Here is a 20228-nt window from a genome sequence, read left to right on the forward strand (position 1 = left end):
CCGCAAACGTAAGAAGAATACAACGAAGCGCTGCGACTTATTTCGACATTATTATTCAAACGGATACTCCATAGAGAATCTGGAGCAAAGGATCATTTATCCGTTGTAAATGGAGGAAAGCATGTCGATTATGAGCACACTATCAGAAAAAATTCGGACACAATTGTCCGGCGAGCCGATATTCAGCGCGAAAACGGACCTGCAGCTGGATGGGCATTTCGGTGAGCTGTCGGTCATAATCACGGAGGATGAAATTACACTCTGGTGCGAAGATGGTTCACTGTCTTTCCGGCTTGCGATCGGGGAGCTGACGGAAGCACATGCGATGAACGGCGTCGGAGGAGGAATGCTGATTGCCGACACGAAGAACGGACCGATCGTGATCGCGCGGTACACCGCTGCGTTATCCTCGGTATTCGGATTTGCCGCCAAATTATTAAGCGCGATGGCCAAGGAAGAAGAACGTCCGGTTGCCTTGGAGAATGAGTTTCCCCGTTACTGTCCCAATTGCGGAAATCCGCTGTCCGAAGGCACGCAAATATGCCCGACTTGCAAAAATAACGGAAAAGTGATTGCTCGCATGCTGCGGTATGCCAAACCGTATAAGCTCCAAATGACGGCAGCAGCGTTTCTGCTCATTATGACAACCGTCTTTGAACTTATTCCTCCTTACTTGACCAAAGTCATGATCGACGACGTGCTGCAGCCGAAAAACATGGGATCGACGCTGCTATGGGTCGTGCTCGGACTCGGCGCTACATCTCTAGTGATGTCCGTGATGCAAACGCTGCGCGGATTGATCGGCGTGTGGGTCGGTTCCAAGTTGATGGGTGATTTGCGCAATGACATCTACAACTCGCTGATGAGGTTGTCCCTCGCTTTTTTTGATAGGAGACAAACGTCCCAGTTCATCGGACGCGTCAACAGCGATTCAGAGGCGATGCGCCAATTCATGACGGACGGCGTCATCTGGTTCAGCGGGGAGTCGCTTCGTGTCATCGCCATTTTTGTCATTATGTTCGGTCTAGATTGGAAATTAACGCTGCTTGCCCTGCTGCCGATGCCGGTTATGATTGCCGTATCCATGAAAATATGGCCCAAGATGGGTCGGCGCTGGTACCAGCAGTGGAGGTCCATTTTTCGGCTCAATGTACTGGTTGGCGATTCGCTGCAGGGGATTCGTGTCGTCAAAGCGTTCGGCCAGGAAACTTCGGAAATATCCCGATATTCCGAAGCGAATCACGAGGTCGTGCGTCAGAATATCCGAATCGAAGGTCTATGGCAGGGCATCTTTCCGATGTTTTCTCTCATTGCCGGAGTAGGCACTCTGTTTATCTGGTATTATGGCGGCTCATCGGTGCTTCGGGACGAGCTTCAACTCGGCGTTCTGATGGCGTTCATTGCTTATGTCGGCATGCTGTTCGGTCCTCTGCAATGGGTCAGCCAGATGATTAACTGGGCAAGCCATGCACTGTCTGCTGCCGATAGGGTATTTGAACTGATGGACACCCCTTCCGAGGTTCCGGACGCCCGCGACCCGGCGCCGATCGGTCTAATTATGGGTGAAGTGATATTCGACAATGTGACGTATGGATATGAAAAACATCATCCCGTCATCAAGGGCATCAACCTGCAGGTGAAAGCCGGCGAAATGATTGGACTTGTCGGTCATTCCGGAGCAGGCAAGTCGACGTTCATCAATCTGATCTGCCGGTTTTATGACACGGATGAAGGTTCCATCCGTATCGACGGTATCGATTTGCGCAGCATCAGCCAATCCGATCTGCGCAAGCAAATCGGCGTCGTCCTGCAGGAGACGTTTCTGTTCGACGGCACGATTGCCGAGAATATCACCTATTCCAAGCCGGATGCAACGCCGGAGGAAATCATGCGGGCGGCTAAAATCGCCAATGCCCATGATTTTATCGTCCGTCTGCCGGACGGCTATGACACTAGGGTCGGAGAACGCGGGCATCGTCTGTCCGGCGGAGAAAAGCAGCGCGTTGCCATCGCTCGCGCGATTATCCACGATCCCCGCATTCTGATTTTGGATGAGGCAACCGCTTCAGTGGATACGGAAACGGAAAGGCAAATCCAGGAAGCGATCTCGCGACTTGTCAAAGGCCGAACGACTTTCGCAATCGCACACCGTCTTTCCACGCTCCGGAATGCGGACCGGCTTGTCGTATTGGAACGCGGGAAAATCGTGGAGGTCGGCACGCATGAAGAACTGCTCGCCCAAGAGGGCGCGTACTTTAAGCTTGTCGAGGCGCAGAAGGAACTGTCCAAAATCAAGGGGGTTGAAGGATGATGAACGACACCTATGATATACACATACTGGAGCCGGAAATCGTATATTTCAGCCGGGGTACGGGCGGTGTCCTTAAAGGCGTTGTCGAAGGCAAATTATATGAGGAGCTCATCGTCTTCCGTGCCTTTCCATTCCTGTACCCTACGCAATATATTTCCATACGTGATTCCAAGGGCGAGGAACTCGGCATCATCCAAGATATTTGGCAGCTTGATGAGGAGAGCGGAAAGGAATTGGAAAGAGAGCTTCAGTTTCGTTATTTCCTTCCTCGGGTAACACGTATCGAGAGTGTAAAAAACAAAACCGATTTGTGGATTTGGGAGCTGCAGACGGGCTTGGGCCGGACCCGCTTGTCCATGCCAAATTTGCATGAGTATATGCTGTTTCCGGGCGGGGGACGCATTATCCTTAGGGACGTCAGCGGCAAGAGGTGCGAAATCGAGGATTGGCGGACGCTTGACAGCCATAGCCGAATGCAGCTGACAGATGTGATATAATTCGCGAATCGCAAAAGCGTTAAAAAACGTTCCCCTGGTCATCCATTCTACCAGGGGAACGTTTCTTTATCCTGATGAAACCGTTATTTCGGCAACTGCGAAGGATTCACTTTCCTTCCAACAAAGACGGCATTTCCTGCCACCACTCGTAACGGTTAATGTATACTGTATCGAACAGCATCACCCCATACGTTCGCTCCCGGCACATCCGCACCGCTCTCCGGAACTGTTCAAGATTTCCATCATAATCATTCAAATACAGGCTGGCAATGACAGGAATCCGGTTTTGGATGGCTTCGAGGCTCATGTCGATGGCGCCTTCCACACTATACCATGCAGCCGGTCTGTTGTTCGCGGCAGCTTCCTCGACCGTAACCTCAGGGTAATAACAGCCTGTCATGATGAAATCGAGTTCATCCGCATAAGCGCTGTGGTGATAATCTACCGATGCCCAAGGCAGGCTGGAACGATACGTTTCGCTTGCCCAATTTACTCCTTCCTGGTAATAGAGCGGATACCAGGAACCGACGTAAATGCTAAACAGGCACTCGTGGCGAATCGATTTGACCGCCGCTTTCGCTTCCTGCACGAATTTCTTGATGTTGAGCGCGCGCCATTCCGTCCATTTTGGAAACCATTTTCCTTGCCGGAAATCCCCCGTCCGCCGCCTGCAACGGGCTCTAAAATATCATAAGGCCACCGCTCTACGGTTTGGTTGATATACCGCTCGAACCCTTCTCTGCTCCGGTCGCTGAAATCTGCATGGATATTCGGATAACGGCAGCGGTCCAGCACGATCCCGTCGACCCCGTACCCGGAAACGATTTCCCGGAGGATAGACAGCTCGTGTTCGACGACTTCCGGATGGATCGGATTCACAAATACGGCATCATTGTCCTCACCCTCCGCATAAGCGGAAAGACCGGAAGATTCCGGTTTGATGTAAACGACCTCCCAATCTTTTTTTTGAAAAGCAATCCCTTCTCCGCTCTTCTTCGATCCTTCCATAAACACATCGACGTTAGCTAAAACCTTCAAGCCAGCAGAACGAGCCTCCCGCAATATTTCGGCCATAAAGTCCCTGCCCTCCCATGCTTGATAGCGGCCGTCCGACCACTCACTGACATGAAGAGCATAACGACTGGGATATGTAGTATGCCCGTGAGGAATTTTCGCATCCACGACCAGATGCGTGACCCCGGACTCCTTCGCCCGGCTCACCAATGCTTCCTGCTCGCTTGGGTCAGCCAGATGGGCCCCGTTGGCCAGAAAGTCAACCCATAGCACATTCGCGCCTTTTTCGATTTGGTTATGCAACGGCATCTATTTCCCTCCCAACTCGGTACTGGTTTATTTCTTAGATTTCATTATATCAAAATTACTGATAACTATAAAGTTTTATTTCTATATTGAAATAATTTTAGGAATAAATATTCAGTATTTATTTTGACAAGGACACCTTAACTCATATCGTGTTTAAAGCTCATTTCACTTTTCATTTTTTGATCCGAAGTCTAATAATCAAAGTACTTACTTAGTAGTTAAAAGCAAATTCCTTTATATTATACTTTAATAATGAAATTTTCCTTTAAAATTTAGTTGATTTTTAGAGGATATTCGTGATCAATATAGAATATCTAATCAAGGAGGTGCCGACTTTGAATAACAGAAATCCCGGCTCAGATGGCGCACGTATACCACAAAGGATCTATACCTTTAATGATGCATGGACGGAGTGGCTGCAGGGAAATAAGTTCCCTATTGCTTTTTTCGGAGATAGTACAGTCGATGGCGTTAACACCGCGGAATGGGTAGGTAATACCGTTGGTGCGGACAGCACTTCACCTAATTCGTTCGCCAAGAAACTGGAGGATATCCTTCGAAAAGGGACAAATAACGAAACTTTGCGCATTTATAACGCGGGATTTAGCGGTCAAGTCGCGTCCTGGGCCGCAACCGTCTTAGATCGGGAGTTTAGCGGAACTTCTGCGTATCGGGACGTGAAGATGATCGGTATCGGCTTCGGCATTAACGACCGGCTTGGGTACTCAAACGAGAAAGCTTACCGGGACGGATTTAAGAAGCATATACAGGAAATCATCTATTGGTGTTACTTCAACCAGATTCAACCGTTTCTTCTGACAACGCAAGCCATCGTACAGCCGGGAGTCATGACCGAATATACGAAAGACTATCCGATGAGAACGAGCGAGCATATTCAATCTGTCGCAAACGAGGTTAAACGGGAACTGGCGGATGAATTCCGTATTCCCTTAATCGACCTCAACAAGTTTACGGAGATGTTCTTGCTGTACTCCTCCCACAGCGCACAATGCATTATCTCAGACCGGTTGCATTTTGGAGATATCGGCCATCAGTACGAAGCAGAGTTAATTTTCACTCACCTGTGTCCTCGAACCATCATGGTAGATGGTTATACAAAAATTGATTACTCGAGTCAAAGCGTTTCGGACTGTGTGCCTGAAGATTGGCTCACGATGCCGGCTGCACCAACGGACAGCTTCAAAGTATATGTCGATTATGTCAAGCAGGATTTGGCAGACATGAAAATCATGACGGCGTGGGTATTTATTAACGCTAAAAAGAAGCTGACCCTAAAGGTTTATAAAGGAAGCTCATCTTCAGACACTTATATAAAAGTGAATGCTGTGACCAAAGCTTTAACCGGTACAGAAACGGTATTAGGGCAGCTAGATATGGGACTTCATCAATTGGAAGTATTCACTGGACCTTCAAAAATGGTGGACTTTAAAGGGTTTATCCTGGATTAAAACAATCAATGGCCAATCATCGACGGCTTCCTGGATGAAATATGGGTATCCTCCTTAGTATGGGTACCCTGTTGAACATGGCTTAATATTCTACTTTCTCACAAACATCTCCGGATCTCTACGCAGACATTCCTCTCCAAACTCAATGAACGGCTCTGCATGAATGACATAGGAACCCGCGTTACCGATTTTCCCCTTCCGCATGATGCCTTGTTCGATCAGCTGCTGCTCGATTCTTGTAAAATATCTTGGCGTTCCCCAGTCATGGAGCCATATTTTTCGCAGGAAACTACGCTTGTTCCCATCCGTTATTTCAGCAATCGCCGGCTCCGGCTGCAGATGATAGTCGCTTCCGGCCAGTTCTTCCACCGTATGAAATGTCGTATTGGAATCCAGCGTCACCCCCAATAGCAAAATTTTCCCGTTCCTGCAGCCAAGCCGATAATACGGACTGCCGTAACCGCACGGCGTCGGACAGTCTTCATGACCCGTCGTCAAATTTGCCGCGTGAACGCCGATCGCCGCGACGGAATGTGTCGGGTGGAGCGAACGAAATGAACCTTCCATCCGCCTGAGTGTCTCTGGAATCGTTCCCGTCCAACACTTCGATTCGGTCACGTCGAACCGGGGCGGACATTGCGGCGAATCATGAGGCGTTCCCGTTAAAGTCGGAACCAGCAACGTTCCGGAGTCCGGCCCGACGGCCGCAATTAATGCTTCAATCACCGTACGGGCGCCTCCGTCTACATATCCGAGTGAAGATAGCGAACTGTGAACTAGAACTTCGTCCCCTTCTGTAATCCCCATTTCTTCCACGTCCTGCATCAATTCCGATAGGGTAAGCAGCTGCAATGTACCACCTCACTTCATACAGACATACGGATTTTGCTCAATCAGCCTTACCGTTCGATTGGCCAAATCCGATAACGGGACGATGCCAAAACCTTCCACACCGGACCGGATCTTGTCGTTCAATGGAGCAATCCACTTGTCCGGCAGGGCGCTCGCGCCGTTGCGCATTCCCAGTACGGATCCAGCGGTGGCGCCGTTGCAATCCGTGTCAAAACCCGGAACAACGGCCATTCCGAGGGTTGCCTCCAAATCGCCCTCCCCGTATAACAGCGCGGCGGCTACGATCATGGCGTTGGAAACCGCGTGGCACCAGTGATGCACGTTGTTCTCATCGTATTCTTCGCGTATCCGGGCAACCGCTTCGTCGAACCCATCGCCTTTCCGCTTCCAATCCATAACGCGAACAATGTGTTCTGCCATTCGGCACTTCTCTGGAATCTGGCGTAATCCTGCAAGTACAATGGATTCAAGATCATCGGTTACGGCTGCGGATGCGAGCATGGCCGCTACCCACATTTCGCCGTATATCCCGTTCTTCACGTGGGAGATAGAAGCGTCTCTCCACGCCATCTCCGCGGCTTTCTCCGGATTTCCCGGATTGACGTACCCGAACAAATCCGCCCGGATTTGAGCGCCGATCCATTCGCGGTATGAATTGCGGTACGAAGCGGAGCGGGGCGGATCCATCAGATTCAGCAAATTCCGATAAGCGATTCGTTCTGCTGTGCAGGTCCGAAGGATGGGCAAATAACGAAGCCAGGCTTCCGCCACGTCATCGGGAGTAAAGTCAAACCCGTACTGCTCCACAATGGCGAGACCGATGATCGTGTAATTCATATCATCGTCTTCCACCATGTGTTTGACATTATTGATCCAGCTTACGCTGTCGTTGCCGTAACTGCCAGGCGTATTTTTCACCCCGTATTTTTCGGCAATCGACGAATCGATTTCGGATGAAATGTAATAACGGATCGGCAAATTCCCCGTTTCTTTCAGCAGACCCAGGATGCGTTCTCTCTGCCATCCTTCGATCGGATGGCCAAGCAAACATCCTGCGCATCGCGCCAACCAAGCGCCATAAATTTTGTCCGTCAGTTTTTCCCTGGAAACCGGAACCGCTTCCGAATTGTATTCGGAAGGCTTGGCAGCAAGAATGCCCGGCAAATCGGAAGGCTCGGCGTATGGATAATCCACCCGTATGGCCATCTTTTCCATCTCGTCGAGAAAACCGGCGGCAAGCTTCTCCCGCTGCGGATCCCACAGATCGAGTGCTTTAATTTGCGCATATTCTTCCTCCAACTTCGGAGCGATGATTCTGCCTTCATCCAAAGCTTGTTCATACTCGATTTCCACGTGCAGGGCGTACTGCAAATAAGCATGCTGCGAGATTTTCAACCTTCGCTCACCTCTGATTTCAGATAGTTTGCCTCATTTCACGTTCGATCTCCATGCCATTGCTCTTTCATTTTTTCCACCTTGTGAACAAAACCGTCCATTCGGGTCAGGTTGTAGTCCATGCCTTCGATCCGGCACGATCTTCTCCATAGTGCTTCGAACTCGTATCGAAATTGTTTCATTTGCCGGGCAAGCTGTTCCAGCTCGTTCATCGCTTCCGTTCGCAGTTTCTCCTCGCCCTTTCTTTTCCACTCATCGAAAAGCGTAAGCAGGCGGTTGCTCCGAAAGGGCAGTTCTGTCACGAATCGCGCACGGCGGTATGCAAAATCAATATACTGCAGGTTTTCGGCGTTTCTCGAAACTGACAGCCTAGACTCATTTTGAAACCAAAGTTGACGGAAGGCGTCCAACGATTCTTTTGCTTTCTGCGCGGTTCCCAACTCTCTCACGAACGGCTCTATGAATATTTTGCCGCCGTACAGCGTCTCGAAAGTCCCGAAGGAATAGTCGGTTTCCACTTTCCCCAAATGCCATAAGGCCGTTCCCAGATGTTCCCGGCCTGGACCAAAGTAGGCGGCCCCAAACCTTGCAGCGAACAAACCTTGTTCCACCGGCTTGCGCGCGTTCCACGACATTTCCGCTTGAAATCCGTATCCATACCAATTGTATTCGCGGAAATTTTCGCCTCCGTCATCCGCCCAGGAAGCGTTCATGGAGCCGATGCAGCCGTGCTCGATCCCTTCCTTGTTCAGAGCAGCGGTCGTGCCGTACCCCCAGGTGTAATCCGGAAACATGCGTTTCCAATTGATAATGCTAGGACTAACGACTTCCGTGAATCCTTTTTCGATCACGATAGGCATATATGTGTACAAATTGTCCCACCAGGCGTCCCCGCTGCCCGGCCCTGAAAACGTATAATTAACCATGACGATGTCTTTGTCGATCAAGTCCAGAGAGTCCGGATAATCGATCGCCAGCGTCGCGTAAATCCAAAGCTGTTTGCCCAGACTCTTGGCAATCCGGTTCAGTCCGTTGTAGTAGTCAGCGTATACTTTGGCATGTCCAAATTTGTCCAATATGGGTTTGCTCCTGCCCGAACCGATGTCCGTCGTCTCGTCCAATCCCGCGAATAGAATCGGACTGCTGAAAGCACCGGCCAGCTCCCGGTAGAAATCTTCCATCAAGCGGAGTGTACGCGGGTCGGCCGGGGCAAAGGAGAAGGACCCCTCGCCCTCGCGGAACTCGCCGTATTCAGGCATCTTGACCATCTGATCCTGATGTCCGAGGCTTTCGAACAGCGGAGAGAGATCCACAAACCGGTCCCTCGCGTATTCTGCCAGCTCCCGGATCTCATCCGCGGTCAACCCGCCTCTTCCGATGCCGATTCTTGGATTTTTTTGAAATCTGAACAGATCCTCGATATATAAGAAATAGGTATTGATCTTATATTCCGAACAAAATCGAATGATGCGCTTAAAGTGCTCCAACGTCGACACCTGGCCGCGTGAAATATCGTCGGAAATTGCCCGAATCCGAAAGTCGGGCTTATCCTCGATTTCCATGCAGGGCACGGTCCCGTCTGCGTTGATTAGTTGGCAAAGCGTCATGGCGCCATACCATCTGCCTCGCTTGGCGGATGCGATTATCGCGATCCGATCCGGACGAATACTAAGCTGATAGGCCTCTTCAGCTAGTGAATTGTCCCATTCATAGGTTACGGGGGTGGGAAAATGCGTTCCTGCGATTCCGATATGCGGCCTGCAGCCGCTGACTTCCTCGCAGCGGCTTGAAATATGCTCCGCCATAAACGCGGCACCGGCATCGTAAGCTTCGTATACGATGCCTCCGTTCCCAAGATCGAACGCGCCTTGTGTTCGAATGATGTGTTTGGGGTAAGGAACAAGAGGCCAGTCATTGGACGAAAGGGAACCCTCGTTCATGTTCATCATGTCACCTTGTGCGTTTGGATTAGCTGCTTGATCCGACATGGGATCGTACCTTCCGGACGTAACGTTTGACGATTTCCTGTGGTCGTGTGATGGCCGTACCCATGACCACCGCATGCGCACCCGCATCAAAGCAGCGCAGGCATTGTTCGATCATCCAGATTCTCCCTTCCGCCAAAATGGGTACTTTGCCGAGCGATGCCAATCTGCCGACCAGTTCGATATCCGGATCTTCCAGCTGCGGACTGTGCGGCGTATATCCGGACAACGTGGTGGAGATGAGATCTACTTTAAGTGAAATGGCTCGAACCCCTTCTTCATACGTTGAAATATCGGCGACAATCGAAGTTTGCGGATAATCGCTACGGATCCGGTCGATCAGATCCTCCAATCTTTCTTTGCCCGGCCTGGAAAGCTTCGTGCAGTCCAATGCGACAAAATCGGCGCCCGCCTCCACGACTTCGCGAACTTCGTGAATCGTCGGGGTGATATACACTTTCGAATCGTCATAAAATTTCTTGTAAATTCCGATGACAGGCAATGAACACTTTTGCTTGATTTGATAGATATCTACCGGTGAATTGGCCCTTATAGCCGCCGCTCCGCCTTCTTCCGCGGCGCAAGCCATCGCTGCCATGATGTGTGAACCGTGCAGCGGTTCATCCTCCAACGCCTGACAAGATACGATAAACCCGTGCTTCAGTTTAGAAATCAGACTATGATTCATAGCTTCACCTATTTCTCAATGAATGAATTTGTGATCCCGGAAAAGCTCATCATCGTTCCTTCAAGAACGGAGTTCGCCCGTCTATCCTTGTATAACCATCGATCCGGCGTATCCAGAATGTGCCGGATTTCAATCTCGAACGTCCCTTCCGGAAGCTGTTCCGACTCAAGGAAAATCCGGTTGCCGTCTACGGTGATCGATTTCCAATCCGCAATCCGTTCGCGTCCGTTTTCCAGAATTGTATAGTTGGCCGAATTCGCGGCCGAGTTTACGTCCACCCGCTTATTAAAAGAAATAACGATGTTGTGTTTGCCTTTCCTTGACCAGTTGACAGGCTCGGGGCGGGTGTCGTACATGTATCCACCAATGTGATATTCGTATGCGGTCCATGACGCGAAACCGAGGTCCTCCGCCGCAGCGATAAAACGGTTCAACCAGTCCCCACTCTTGATCATGGTTTTCGAGGAACCGATATCCGCTTGAACCGCAAGAGGAATTTCAGGAAATTGGCTTCGGATTTGATCAATAAAAGGCCGATAATTTTTCACATAATCGGCTGGAAGATCTCCGCGTCCCCAGTCAGGCCAGTGCGTTTGCAAATAATGAATATTCGGGCGAACTTTGGCGATCATTGATGGTGCATCCAGACCCTGATCCTCCTTAAGAAGCTTTACGGAATCCGGGCCGGCATCGACCGCCAACGACCATGTGGCTACCAGAATGTCCGGCCTTGTCTCACGCACTCCTCCTATACCGTTGATCATTTCATTAATAAATCCGTTGACCGCATCGACTCGAAACCTGATCCAAGCTTCGTACGTATCCGGATTTTTCTTGTAGTAATCCGGGAAATCCGGGTTTCGAAAGTCCGGCATTTCAAGACCGAAGCGCTCCCGAAATTCGCGTCGGGCCAATGGGCCGATGTCCCCGTATACCCCTCTCTCGATCCCTCCCCACTCCGGAAAATACGGCTCGGCGATTTCGATTCCGTCGAATGGGTACTCAGCTACCAATTTTGCCATTGCGGACTTTTTCCACTGAACATATTCGCTGCTGAACGGGGACAGCCGCCAAAATCCGTCGCTCGTTTCTTTTAAGAGCTCCATTTGCCAAGATGGCCATTCGTCCGGAAATCGCTCGGTCGAGAACGTTCCGTTGCCAATCACCATGGCCCATACCGACATGCCCCTTTTATGAAACGCGTCGATTAAGGATCGATTCACCACATTCTCATTGACCACAAAATAGTGGACGTTCCGGTACCCGGCCCATTCGATTTCCTCTGCGATGCTGTCTTCCGATCGCTGCTGATAATAAGGAAATAAGGGATCGATTTGGATGCTTGGGCCGTAAAGCGCTTGATTCGGGGAAAAAGTCAAAGGCGGCCACTCCTCTATTACAGTTTTTATTCGACAACACCTGTTCTTTCCACACCTTGAATAAAATATTTTTGGGCGAATAAATAAAGAATGAAAATCGGCAAAATGCCCAACAGCATGCCGGTGTTGAGATACAGTGACGTATGGGAGACGCCTCCGACATACTCCGGACGGATAACACCCGGCAAAAGATCAAGCGATCTTGCCAATAAAGTGGCGTTCGGTGCGAACAAGTTGACGAAATAACTGTCATTCCATTGCCAGATGAAGGAGAACAACATCACTGTGGCGATCGCCGGGACCGAGTTTGGGAGCATGACCCTGGCAAACGTCTTGAACACACCCGCACCGTCGACATACGCGGCTTCTTCCAGTTCTTTCGGAAGCGAGCGGAAAAACTGCCGGAAAATAAAAATATACAGTCCATTCTTCAATCCACTCGCCATTGCGGAAGAGATGAAAAACGGCCAGAAACTTTCAAGCAAATTCACTCCTCTGTTTCCGGTAAACATTTCATAAATTCCGAAGACGTCAAAAAAACGATAATGCAAGTAGGTCGGAACCATGATCGTTTGCGGAGGAACGACGATCGTAAGGATCACGATCGCAAATAAATATTGGCTCCCCCAAAATTTCAATCGAGCAAAACCGTACCCGGCAAGGGCGCAGGAGATCAATTGAAGGATGGAGGTACCCAGGCTTAACCATAGCGTGTTTGTCACGGATTCGTAGTATTTGAGGTACCCGATGACCGTTTCGAGATTCTCCAAGGTGAAATGGCGAGGGATCCAGACGACCGTCGCATCGAACATATCTTGCTTGTCCCTTAAGGCGATAGAAATCTTGGTTAGGATCGGGTATAGAATAATAAAGCATATGCCGAAAATAAGGACGGTTCGGGTGATGACCCATAACCAATGTTTTGCTTTCTCAACCGGATTATACCGATTGTACCAATGGACCGCGGCTTGCGCCGTAGCGTTAACAACACCGAATACTTTCATGTCCCATTTCACCCCCGCTCAATCGTAGTAGAATACACGTTTTGAAATCAGATACGTCGAAACGCCAAGTATGGCTGAAATGATCACAAAATATACCCAGGACATCGCCGCGCTGATTCCGAAATCCAATCTCGTGAACGCGGTATCCTGAATCATTTGGGTCACGCCATTATTGTAAAAGGAGTCAATGATGGTATAAATCGTATTGGTTAATAAGAGCGGCGAAATCATCGGAAACGTGATTTTCCAAAATGCCTCATAGCCCGTTGCTCCCTCAATCTTGGCTGCCTCGTACAACGAAGGAGAGATTGATTGAAGACCCGCAAGGAAAATCAATATCTGTACCCCCGACTTGCTGATGATTTGATAGATTCGGTCTACGGCTCCTGTCAAATAATTGACGACTTCAATACTCATCCCGGCTTGAAGGAGAAGCGGACGCAGCTCAACGCTTTTCAAGCCGGAATAGTTTCCCTCCAAATCGCTAGTCGCGGAACCGATAAACTGTGCCAAGAAATTTCCGTTGTCCAGTTTGGCAATGACGCCGGAGGCCAAGACAACCGGAAGGAATATGATCGCCCTGGCAAACATCCTTCCTCTGAATTTTTGGGATAGCAGCGTGGCGGTAAACAAACTGAAAAAGATGATGAGGGGAAGGTTCAAGGCCATGTTCGAGACAGCTTCCGTCAAGCTGCGGATAAACCAGGGATCCACAAAAAAGACGTTGTGATAGTTTGCGAATCCCACATTCTCCAATGTGTAACCGTCTGATGTGAGTGATAGTTTATGAAAGCTGAATAGCAGTGACTGAAAAAAAGGAATGACCATCAACAATATAAAGCCAAGAAGCCAAGGCGAGATGAACAATATTCCGTACATCGCTTTCTTGCGTTCCAAGCTAAGCGTTCCTCTCTTCCACATTTCGCATCACATCTCCACATCATAATCGCGCGCTTGAATCGTTTTGCCGTCAATGACGACCGCTTTATCATTATAGTTAACGGTCACCTTTATTCCATTCTCATACTGTGTTCTGAACACGCCTTCGGCCAATTTTTCGTGCAAAGTAATCGCTTGGCCGCGTACCTGCTTCAAAAAGGCATTCACTTCCTTATAGGCATCGACGGCTTCATCGAACCATTGCTTGTAATGGCTAGAAAACAGATAGCTGTATTTTGTATCCTTTAATACCGAAGGATCTTCGCAAATCCAGCTGAAATACACATTGGAGCCTGTTTCTATCGAACGGAGAACGTTCACGCGAATATCTTGGTCATCCGCAAGATTGAACGGTGTACCCGCATATTCAACGTATCCGTGAACCGCCATTTGATAGAACGGTACGGATTCCCCGGCAAGTTGGAATCCATTACTCTTTTGGGGAACGTTCAACAGATGTGATACATAAGGCAGCACATAAGCATTTCCGCCGCTCGCCATGATGTTCGGCACTTCCTTGCGAATTCGCTTCACCTGATCCGTTGCAATGCGCTTCGTCTCTTCTCTGGATATTTCCTTATTCCACCGAAACTCGGAATGCACTTGCGCTCCCAAATCACGAAGGGAGATCCCGCCAGGATTCACCTTCCGATATTCCGAAAGGAAACCGTCTACAGTGGATGCCAACTTGCCGGGAGTTAACAGGTAATGTGAAAACAACTCATAATGTTTGAAAAAAGCCGCGCGGTCATATTCAAAAACTTGGACATATCGGCGGGATATGTATTGCGACGCATCTTTGGATGGGTTGAATCCGGCGGAATCATGGTACACCTGCAGAAAAGCCGCGTCAGGATAAAGTCCTCCTCCGCTTTGCTGAAGCTGTTTGGCCACGCTCTCCCACTCTTCCCTGCTGCCCAATACTTTGTCCATTTGCACTTTGGAAGGAAAATCGTGGTACAAACCGCCGTTGAACCAACCTTTATAATTGACCTGGACATTCCGGATTTCATTGTTGTTTAAGGATTCGATGAGTTTCTTCGTTTGTTCGAAATCGCTGAGCGGTACAAGAGACTCGTAGGGGATACCAAGAAAATCTTTCTCTTTCGGCACGCTGCCGGTAAGTTCAAGATAGAAAGGCGTGTCTCCCTCCGGCTGCAATTTTTTCATGGCATAAGTTTTTTCCAAATAAGAGCGGTAGACTGACGCCATACCCGAATAGTTCGCCCGATCTCCGTTAATGAAGGCGTAACGGATTTGCAGTTGGCCATTATAGGTCTTCCTGGGGGTCTTGAATAAGATCTCATTTTTACTTAGACGAACTTCGTCTTTAGGCAAAATGATAAACTGTCCGGATACGGTGTTGTACTCGTGCAGCCTTCCGCTAATATCGGCGGACAGTCTGGCGAGCGCGTCTCCTTTCTCGATGATGGCCAAGAAAGCCGCGTCATTTTTCTTAATACCGAAAACAGGCAGCCTGACTGGCTCCAACTCATTGAATTTTTCACTGACGTATATCGAGCCGTCCTCACCATATAACTGGAGCAAAACAGGCTGGGCCAGTTTTTTGCCGTTATTGAACGGGATAATGGCGCCCGAGCCGTCCGGCAGAAAAATATACCCGTCATCCTTCTTCCCTGCCGCGCCGAAGTTTTCCAGCAAGCTGATGGAATGGATGCGATACGGCGGCGTTGTTTCTTCCATGGCTGCGGTATCAACCGATGCGATCAATTGATCGCCGTTCAATGTGTATTGGATCGTTACGGTAAACTTTGGATTTGCGGATTCGACAGCCCCTCCCACACCGTTCTCTTGATTGTCGATGGCCAAATCTTCTTCGGAGTACTTCATTTTCTCAAATATCCCCAGCAGTTTTTTTACAACGGCTTTGGGAATTTCACGCCGTTCGTAGACATTTTGATCCTCATTGAACTTGAATCGAATCGACAGTTGATCCTTGTCATCCTTATCTTCCAGACGGTTCAACAGTTCTTCGAATCTTTGTTTGCTGATTTTCAGCGGCATGCTTTCGAGGCCTTTTTCAGGATTTCCGAAATGATAAGTAACCGACACTCCGCTGTCCGTCGTCACAATTTTAAACTGCTTGTACTTTACGCTGTCGTTGTAACTATCGTAATTTTTGTTCTGCCCGTTTTGGGTCAGGTAAACGAACGAGATCTGCGAAGACAATTTCCCTTTCAAATACGGACTCGCCAATGAGTCCTCCTGTATTCCTTCCGGATTGGATCGCCACACTTGTCCGCTCCGCTTATCCAGAATGGCAATTTCCGCTGTTTCCCGGCTGATATGCAAACGCATACTGTCGTTTTCCAGAACCGGTTCCAAGCCGGGAAGTTTCGGTGCCACATTGTTCAGGGAGGATAACGCCTTCAAGCCGGGATCTGGATTGCCGCTTTCCGCTTCCGTTGGTGTTTCGGTCATAACGGCAATTTGATCCGGCCCGCCGGAACAGGCGGAGGCCATGACCATGACAAGCAGCAGAGACAATACCGCCAAATACCGATTTTGATGCTTCGTCAAGTTGTTATCACTCCCCGATTCTGAACATGATTTCTTTAAAAACAGTCGTGACGAATGACAGCATTTGCTGGGCCAAACTGAAGAATAACAAACCGAGAAAAACGACGATTCCGATCACGATGATCGTCAAAACCATCGTGACGATCGTTTTCGAGACGCTGTATTGATGAACGGTGAGCATGCCCACAAAGAGAAGACCGAAAAACCAAAGGAATCCGATCGATTCTAACAAACGATAAAACGAACCTTCCTGCATCGTAATGGCATTGGATAGCAATATCAGAGGAATTTGCATCAGTACAATTGGAATGAGCGCATATGCGCTGGCCACGAAAATCTCTTTGAATTTGCCTTCCCCGTCCATCAGCGTCGTTAACGACCAATTGGCGACACACCATAGGAAAAACGGCAGAACGATGAATTTGATTTCGTTAAAGATGTTTACAACCTGATCGACGCCTGGGTTGAAAATAAAACCGGTATACTGTCGCTTCAAAGCATAGAGCAAGGAAAGGACAAGTAATAGAAGAAGCGAGAACCATACCTTCCCTTTATTCTCAAACTTCAACTCCCAAAATCCCTTAAACGGATGGAAGATCGTATGCCACGCCATTCCGATCACTCCGGGTTCGGCTGTCCTCACTTTGATCATTCGTGCGGCAACAATCAGCAAGGTGATTCCAAGAAGAAGCGACAATGCAATCTTTCCGAAATTTTCCCACATGAAATCTTTCCGGTATCTCTCAAATGCCCGCGAATAATATTCACGGTGCATGCCGAGTTTGAAGTTTTTCATCGCCTCAGCATTGTTGCCCTGCCTCAGCTCCGCTTTTCCAATCCCCAAATAGGCAATTTCCAGATTGTTGTTTAATTTCAATGCTTCCTGCCATTCTGCAACAGCCTTATCTTCTTCGCTGGTATCGGTGTGTATGACCGCATCCCGGATGACCTTGCCGTATCGCGTCGGTTCAAACACGACGAGTTGGTTCAATCCTTTATCCAGTACAACCATCCGATCTCCGAGCATATCAATTTCGACCGGCGTCTTGAATGTGCCTACCTGCTCTCCAAGCAGACCATAGATGTACATCAGCTTGCCTTCCCGGTCGTAAGTGAAAATTCTTCCTCTGGTGCCGTCCAGAATACTGTATATGCCGTAGCTGTCGTACGCGACGCTGAGGATCGACGAAGTCCCCCCTCTTGTTCCGCCTGTGATGAATCGTATATCTCCCTTGGGCGGAAAATAGCCGGCCCGCTTTAGGACATCTGCGCCAGATGGGTTCAAACGTTTGACGGGTTGATCCGAAAATTTTTCGCTCGTCGTCACATAAATGAATCCTTCGCTGTCGATATCGACATTATTGAATTCGACGGGAATAAATAACTCCAATTTCGAGCGCTGTTCCGCGGTCGACACCCGTTTCCAAAATAAATCGACCGGATTAAATTTGACTTTGTTAACGCCTATAAAGCCGGCAAATTTCCCCCCGGAGTCAAACTGCATAATGCCGTCGAACACACCTTTTCCGACAACATACAGCCGGTTTGCCGAATCGACAACCAGCTTGATCGGTTCGTATACGAATCCGGCACTCAGAACATCCGCCACCGGAGCACCGATCACTCTGACTAATCTGCCCTCCTCCGTCAATTCGACAATCCGTTTGTTGCCGGTATCGGCCACGAAGACAGAGCCCTCTTGATCTACAAATATACCTTGCGGGCGTGAAAATCCATCCTTCGTCCCATTGTTCTCAAAAGAAGAGATGATTCGAATCAGTTTCCAATTATCGTCCAAAATGACGATGCGGTTGTTGCCGGTATCCACGATATATATGGTTCCGTTCGGTGTAATAAACAAGTCATCCGGAGCATTGAAGGAACCGATGGAAAGCTGTTCGCCTCCGATTTGAACTGACGGCAAGTACGGAACGGGAGCCGGCTCGGGATCGCCCCACCAGGAATAGTTGTAGCCTTCGTAGGGAGCGGCCGATGCCGGAACTGCAACGCCTGCAATGCTTGACAACAGCAGAAAGAGCAGCATCATGATTCGTAATCGTTTCAATATAAAGCTCCCCTTTCCGGTTATTCTTTCATGCCTGAGGTTGACATCGTTTGGATCACACTGCTTTGTGATAAGACGAAGATCAGGATCGGAACTGACAGCATCAGCAATGTCGCTGCCATGGAAGGCCCTGTCCGTATGATTCCACCCGCCAATATTTGGCCAAGTGCATAATCGATAGTCTTCAATTGCTCACTGTAAATATAAATCGCGCCTGCTGCGCCCCCAGCGTTCCATAAACCTTGAAATGAGAAGATGACTAGTGTAAGCCAAGCAGGTTTGACGATCGGCATGACGATATTCCAAAAGATTCGGAATTCGCTGCAGCCGTCGATTTGAGCCGCCTCGATCAGCGCGTCCGGAACCTGCTCCATAAACTGCTTCATGAGATAAAGTCCAAGCGATGAACCGATCGCCGGAATGATGACCGCCCAATACGTATCCAGTAGACCAAGCCATGAGATGGTCATATAGTTGGTGATTTGCGTTACCGTAGCGGAAAACATCAATGAAAACACAACGATGGCAAAAAGTATCCCTTTCCCGGGAAACTTGCGTTTCGCGAGCGGGTAAGCCGCCATGGAAGCGATTAGAACGTGACCTGCTGTCCCGATAATCACGATGAAGAAAGTATTGAATATATAGCGTGTAAAAGGAACCCACGATCCCGCAAGCAAATAGTACAGATCCGTGAAATTGTTCAAGGTCGGATTGCGCACAAAAAAATCCGGGGGGAATTTCAAGATTTCATTAATCGGTTTAAACGCGTTGTTGATCACATAGATAAGCGGCAACGCCATAAAATATCCAACGGCGGCGAGCAGAGCAAACAGTATCAGGTCGCCGGCCCAGGAACGGCTTAATCTCTTTGTTCTAATGCCGGTCATCGTCACTCACCTACCTTCGAAAGCATCTTTCGAACCAATAGGTTCGTCCCGAGCATCATCGCAAACATGACCGTCGCGATCGATGAAGCGTATCCCATCTCGAAGCGAATGGAGCCATAATCCATTAAATGCGTTACGATCGTGTGCCCAGCGTATTGAACGCTTGGGAAACCAGCCAGCGTTACCGCCACTTCTGCCACCGCAAAAGAAGCTGTAATCTGGATCACCGCACCGAACATCAGCATCGGCCTCATGGAAGGAAGGGTAATGAACCACAACTCCTGCCAACGGTTTCGTATACCATCAATGGCGCCGGCCTCGTACAGCGTCTTGTCCATACTTTGCAGTCCCGCAATAAATGCGAGAAAACTGGTGCCGAGACTAAGCCACAACTGTACGATGATGATGATGGTCATAATATATTTCGGGTCTTTCAACCACAGAATCGGTTCCATGGTAAGATGCCATTTCAGCAAAAAAGCATTGACATATCCGTAAGAGTCACTGCTGAACAACAGAGTCCAGACGATAAATGCATTGCCGGACAATGCGGGTGCGTAAAACACTAGCGTCGCAACCGCCCGGATCTTGGGAGGAAGTTCGTTGATGATCCAGGCCAGCACAAAACAGGCAATATAGCTCACAGGACCTGTAATTGCGGCAAAGATCAAAGTATTCTTCACCGCAATCAGAAACACGTCATCACGCACGAACAATTGGGCGTAATTTCTCCATCCGACCCATTCCGGAAACTCAAGCATATTGAAGTTGGTGAAACTGACGAGAACCGATAAGATGACGGGTAGAACCGTAAATGTGAAAAAGATCAGAAAGTAGGGGGCGATCATCATGTAGATTGCCCTGCTTTTCTTCATTTCGTTCCAGGTTTGACT

The 20228-nt window shown here is 49.1% G+C and carries 16 protein-coding genes; 3 read left to right on the plus strand and 13 right to left on the minus strand.

Features of this window, described 5'->3' with window-relative positions; all coding sequences use genetic code 11:
- Nucleotides 1-130 precede the first annotated feature (130 nt).
- Both VN24_RS06575 and VN24_RS06580 read left to right on the plus strand, forming a co-directional pair.
- Entirely contained in the window at nucleotides 131-2311 is a 2181-nt protein-coding gene (locus tag VN24_RS06575) for an ABC transporter ATP-binding protein (RefSeq protein ID WP_238590845.1), read from the plus strand.
- The gene (locus VN24_RS06580; RefSeq protein WP_238590846.1) at nucleotides 2308-2808 is read left to right on the plus strand and encodes a DUF1854 domain-containing protein; all 501 of its coding nucleotides are present in this window, start codon (nucleotides 2308-2310) and stop codon (nucleotides 2806-2808) included. The genes VN24_RS06575 and VN24_RS06580 overlap by 4 nt, the downstream gene beginning before the upstream one ends.
- Nucleotides 2809-2914: 106 nt before the next feature.
- Here the strand turns inward: VN24_RS06580 and VN24_RS28410 are convergent, their stop codons facing one another.
- Entirely contained in the window at nucleotides 2915-3397 is a 483-nt protein-coding gene (locus VN24_RS28410; protein ID WP_158453656.1) for an alpha amylase family protein, read from the minus strand.
- The gene (locus tag VN24_RS06590) at nucleotides 3298-4131 is read right to left on the minus strand and encodes a family 10 glycosylhydrolase (RefSeq protein ID WP_045669744.1); all 834 of its coding nucleotides are present in this window, start codon (nucleotides 4129-4131) and stop codon (nucleotides 3298-3300) included. Before VN24_RS06590 ends, VN24_RS28410 begins: the two co-directional genes overlap by 100 nt.
- Before the next feature lie 335 nt (nucleotides 4132-4466).
- Here VN24_RS06590 and VN24_RS06595 point away from each other — a divergent pair, with 335 nt between their 5' ends.
- On the plus strand, nucleotides 4467-5600 hold the full coding sequence (locus VN24_RS06595) for an SGNH/GDSL hydrolase family protein (protein WP_052702822.1): 1134 nt from the start codon (nucleotides 4467-4469) through the stop codon (nucleotides 5598-5600).
- 90 nt (nucleotides 5601-5690) lie between these two features.
- Here the strand turns inward: VN24_RS06595 and VN24_RS06600 are convergent, their stop codons facing one another.
- From VN24_RS06600 to VN24_RS06650, 11 genes are read right to left on the minus strand one after another with little or no spacing between them, the layout of a single operon-like run.
- Nucleotides 5691-6452 carry an AAC(3) family N-acetyltransferase gene (locus VN24_RS06600; protein WP_052702823.1) on the minus strand — a complete coding sequence of 254 codons (762 nt, stop codon included), beginning with the start codon at nucleotides 6450-6452 and terminating at the stop codon, nucleotides 5691-5693.
- Between the two features lie 9 nt (nucleotides 6453-6461).
- Nucleotides 6462-7847 carry an ADP-ribosylglycohydrolase family protein gene (locus tag VN24_RS06605; protein WP_045669745.1) on the minus strand — a complete coding sequence of 462 codons (1386 nt, stop codon included), beginning with the start codon at nucleotides 7845-7847 and terminating at the stop codon, nucleotides 6462-6464.
- 38 nt (nucleotides 7848-7885) lie between these two features.
- A complete protein-coding gene (locus VN24_RS06610; protein WP_045669746.1) occupies nucleotides 7886-9787 on the minus strand; it encodes a glycoside hydrolase family 20 zincin-like fold domain-containing protein in 1902 nt (633 codons plus the stop codon).
- 28 nt (nucleotides 9788-9815) lie between these two features.
- Complete coding sequence (locus VN24_RS06615) at nucleotides 9816-10520, minus strand: N-acetylmannosamine-6-phosphate 2-epimerase (RefSeq protein WP_045669747.1); 705 nt, start codon at nucleotides 10518-10520, stop codon at nucleotides 9816-9818.
- A gap of 8 nt (nucleotides 10521-10528) precedes the next feature.
- On the minus strand, nucleotides 10529-11899 hold the full coding sequence (locus tag VN24_RS06620) for an N-acyl-D-glucosamine 2-epimerase (RefSeq protein ID WP_045669748.1): 1371 nt from the start codon (nucleotides 11897-11899) through the stop codon (nucleotides 10529-10531).
- Between the two features lie 26 nt (nucleotides 11900-11925).
- Nucleotides 11926-12903: a carbohydrate ABC transporter permease gene (locus VN24_RS06625; protein ID WP_045669749.1), complete on the minus strand. Its 978-nt coding sequence runs from the start codon at nucleotides 12901-12903 to the stop codon at nucleotides 11926-11928.
- Nucleotides 12904-12921: 18 nt separating this feature from the next.
- The gene (locus tag VN24_RS06630) at nucleotides 12922-13824 is read right to left on the minus strand and encodes a carbohydrate ABC transporter permease (protein ID WP_045669750.1); all 903 of its coding nucleotides are present in this window, start codon (nucleotides 13822-13824) and stop codon (nucleotides 12922-12924) included.
- Nucleotides 13825-13830: 6 nt separating this feature from the next.
- Nucleotides 13831-16383 (minus strand): DUF5696 domain-containing protein, encoded by a 2553-nt coding sequence (locus VN24_RS06635; RefSeq protein ID WP_045669751.1) that lies wholly within the window; start codon nucleotides 16381-16383, stop codon nucleotides 13831-13833.
- A gap of 7 nt (nucleotides 16384-16390) precedes the next feature.
- Nucleotides 16391-18448, minus strand: a complete 2058-nt coding sequence (locus VN24_RS06640; RefSeq protein ID WP_238590847.1) for a YIP1 family protein — start codon at nucleotides 18446-18448, stop codon at nucleotides 16391-16393.
- A gap of 20 nt (nucleotides 18449-18468) precedes the next feature.
- Nucleotides 18469-19335, minus strand: coding sequence for a carbohydrate ABC transporter permease (locus tag VN24_RS06645; protein WP_045669752.1), 867 nt, complete (start codon nucleotides 19333-19335; stop codon nucleotides 18469-18471).
- A 2-nt stretch (nucleotides 19336-19337) separates the two neighbouring features.
- Nucleotides 19338-20210 (minus strand): carbohydrate ABC transporter permease, encoded by an 873-nt coding sequence (locus VN24_RS06650; RefSeq protein ID WP_238590916.1) that lies wholly within the window; start codon nucleotides 20208-20210, stop codon nucleotides 19338-19340.
- Nucleotides 20211-20228 lie beyond the last annotated feature (18 nt).

The organism is Paenibacillus beijingensis (assembly GCF_000961095.1).
Taxonomy (GTDB): Bacteria; Bacillota; Bacilli; order Paenibacillales; family Paenibacillaceae; genus Paenibacillus_O; species Paenibacillus_O beijingensis.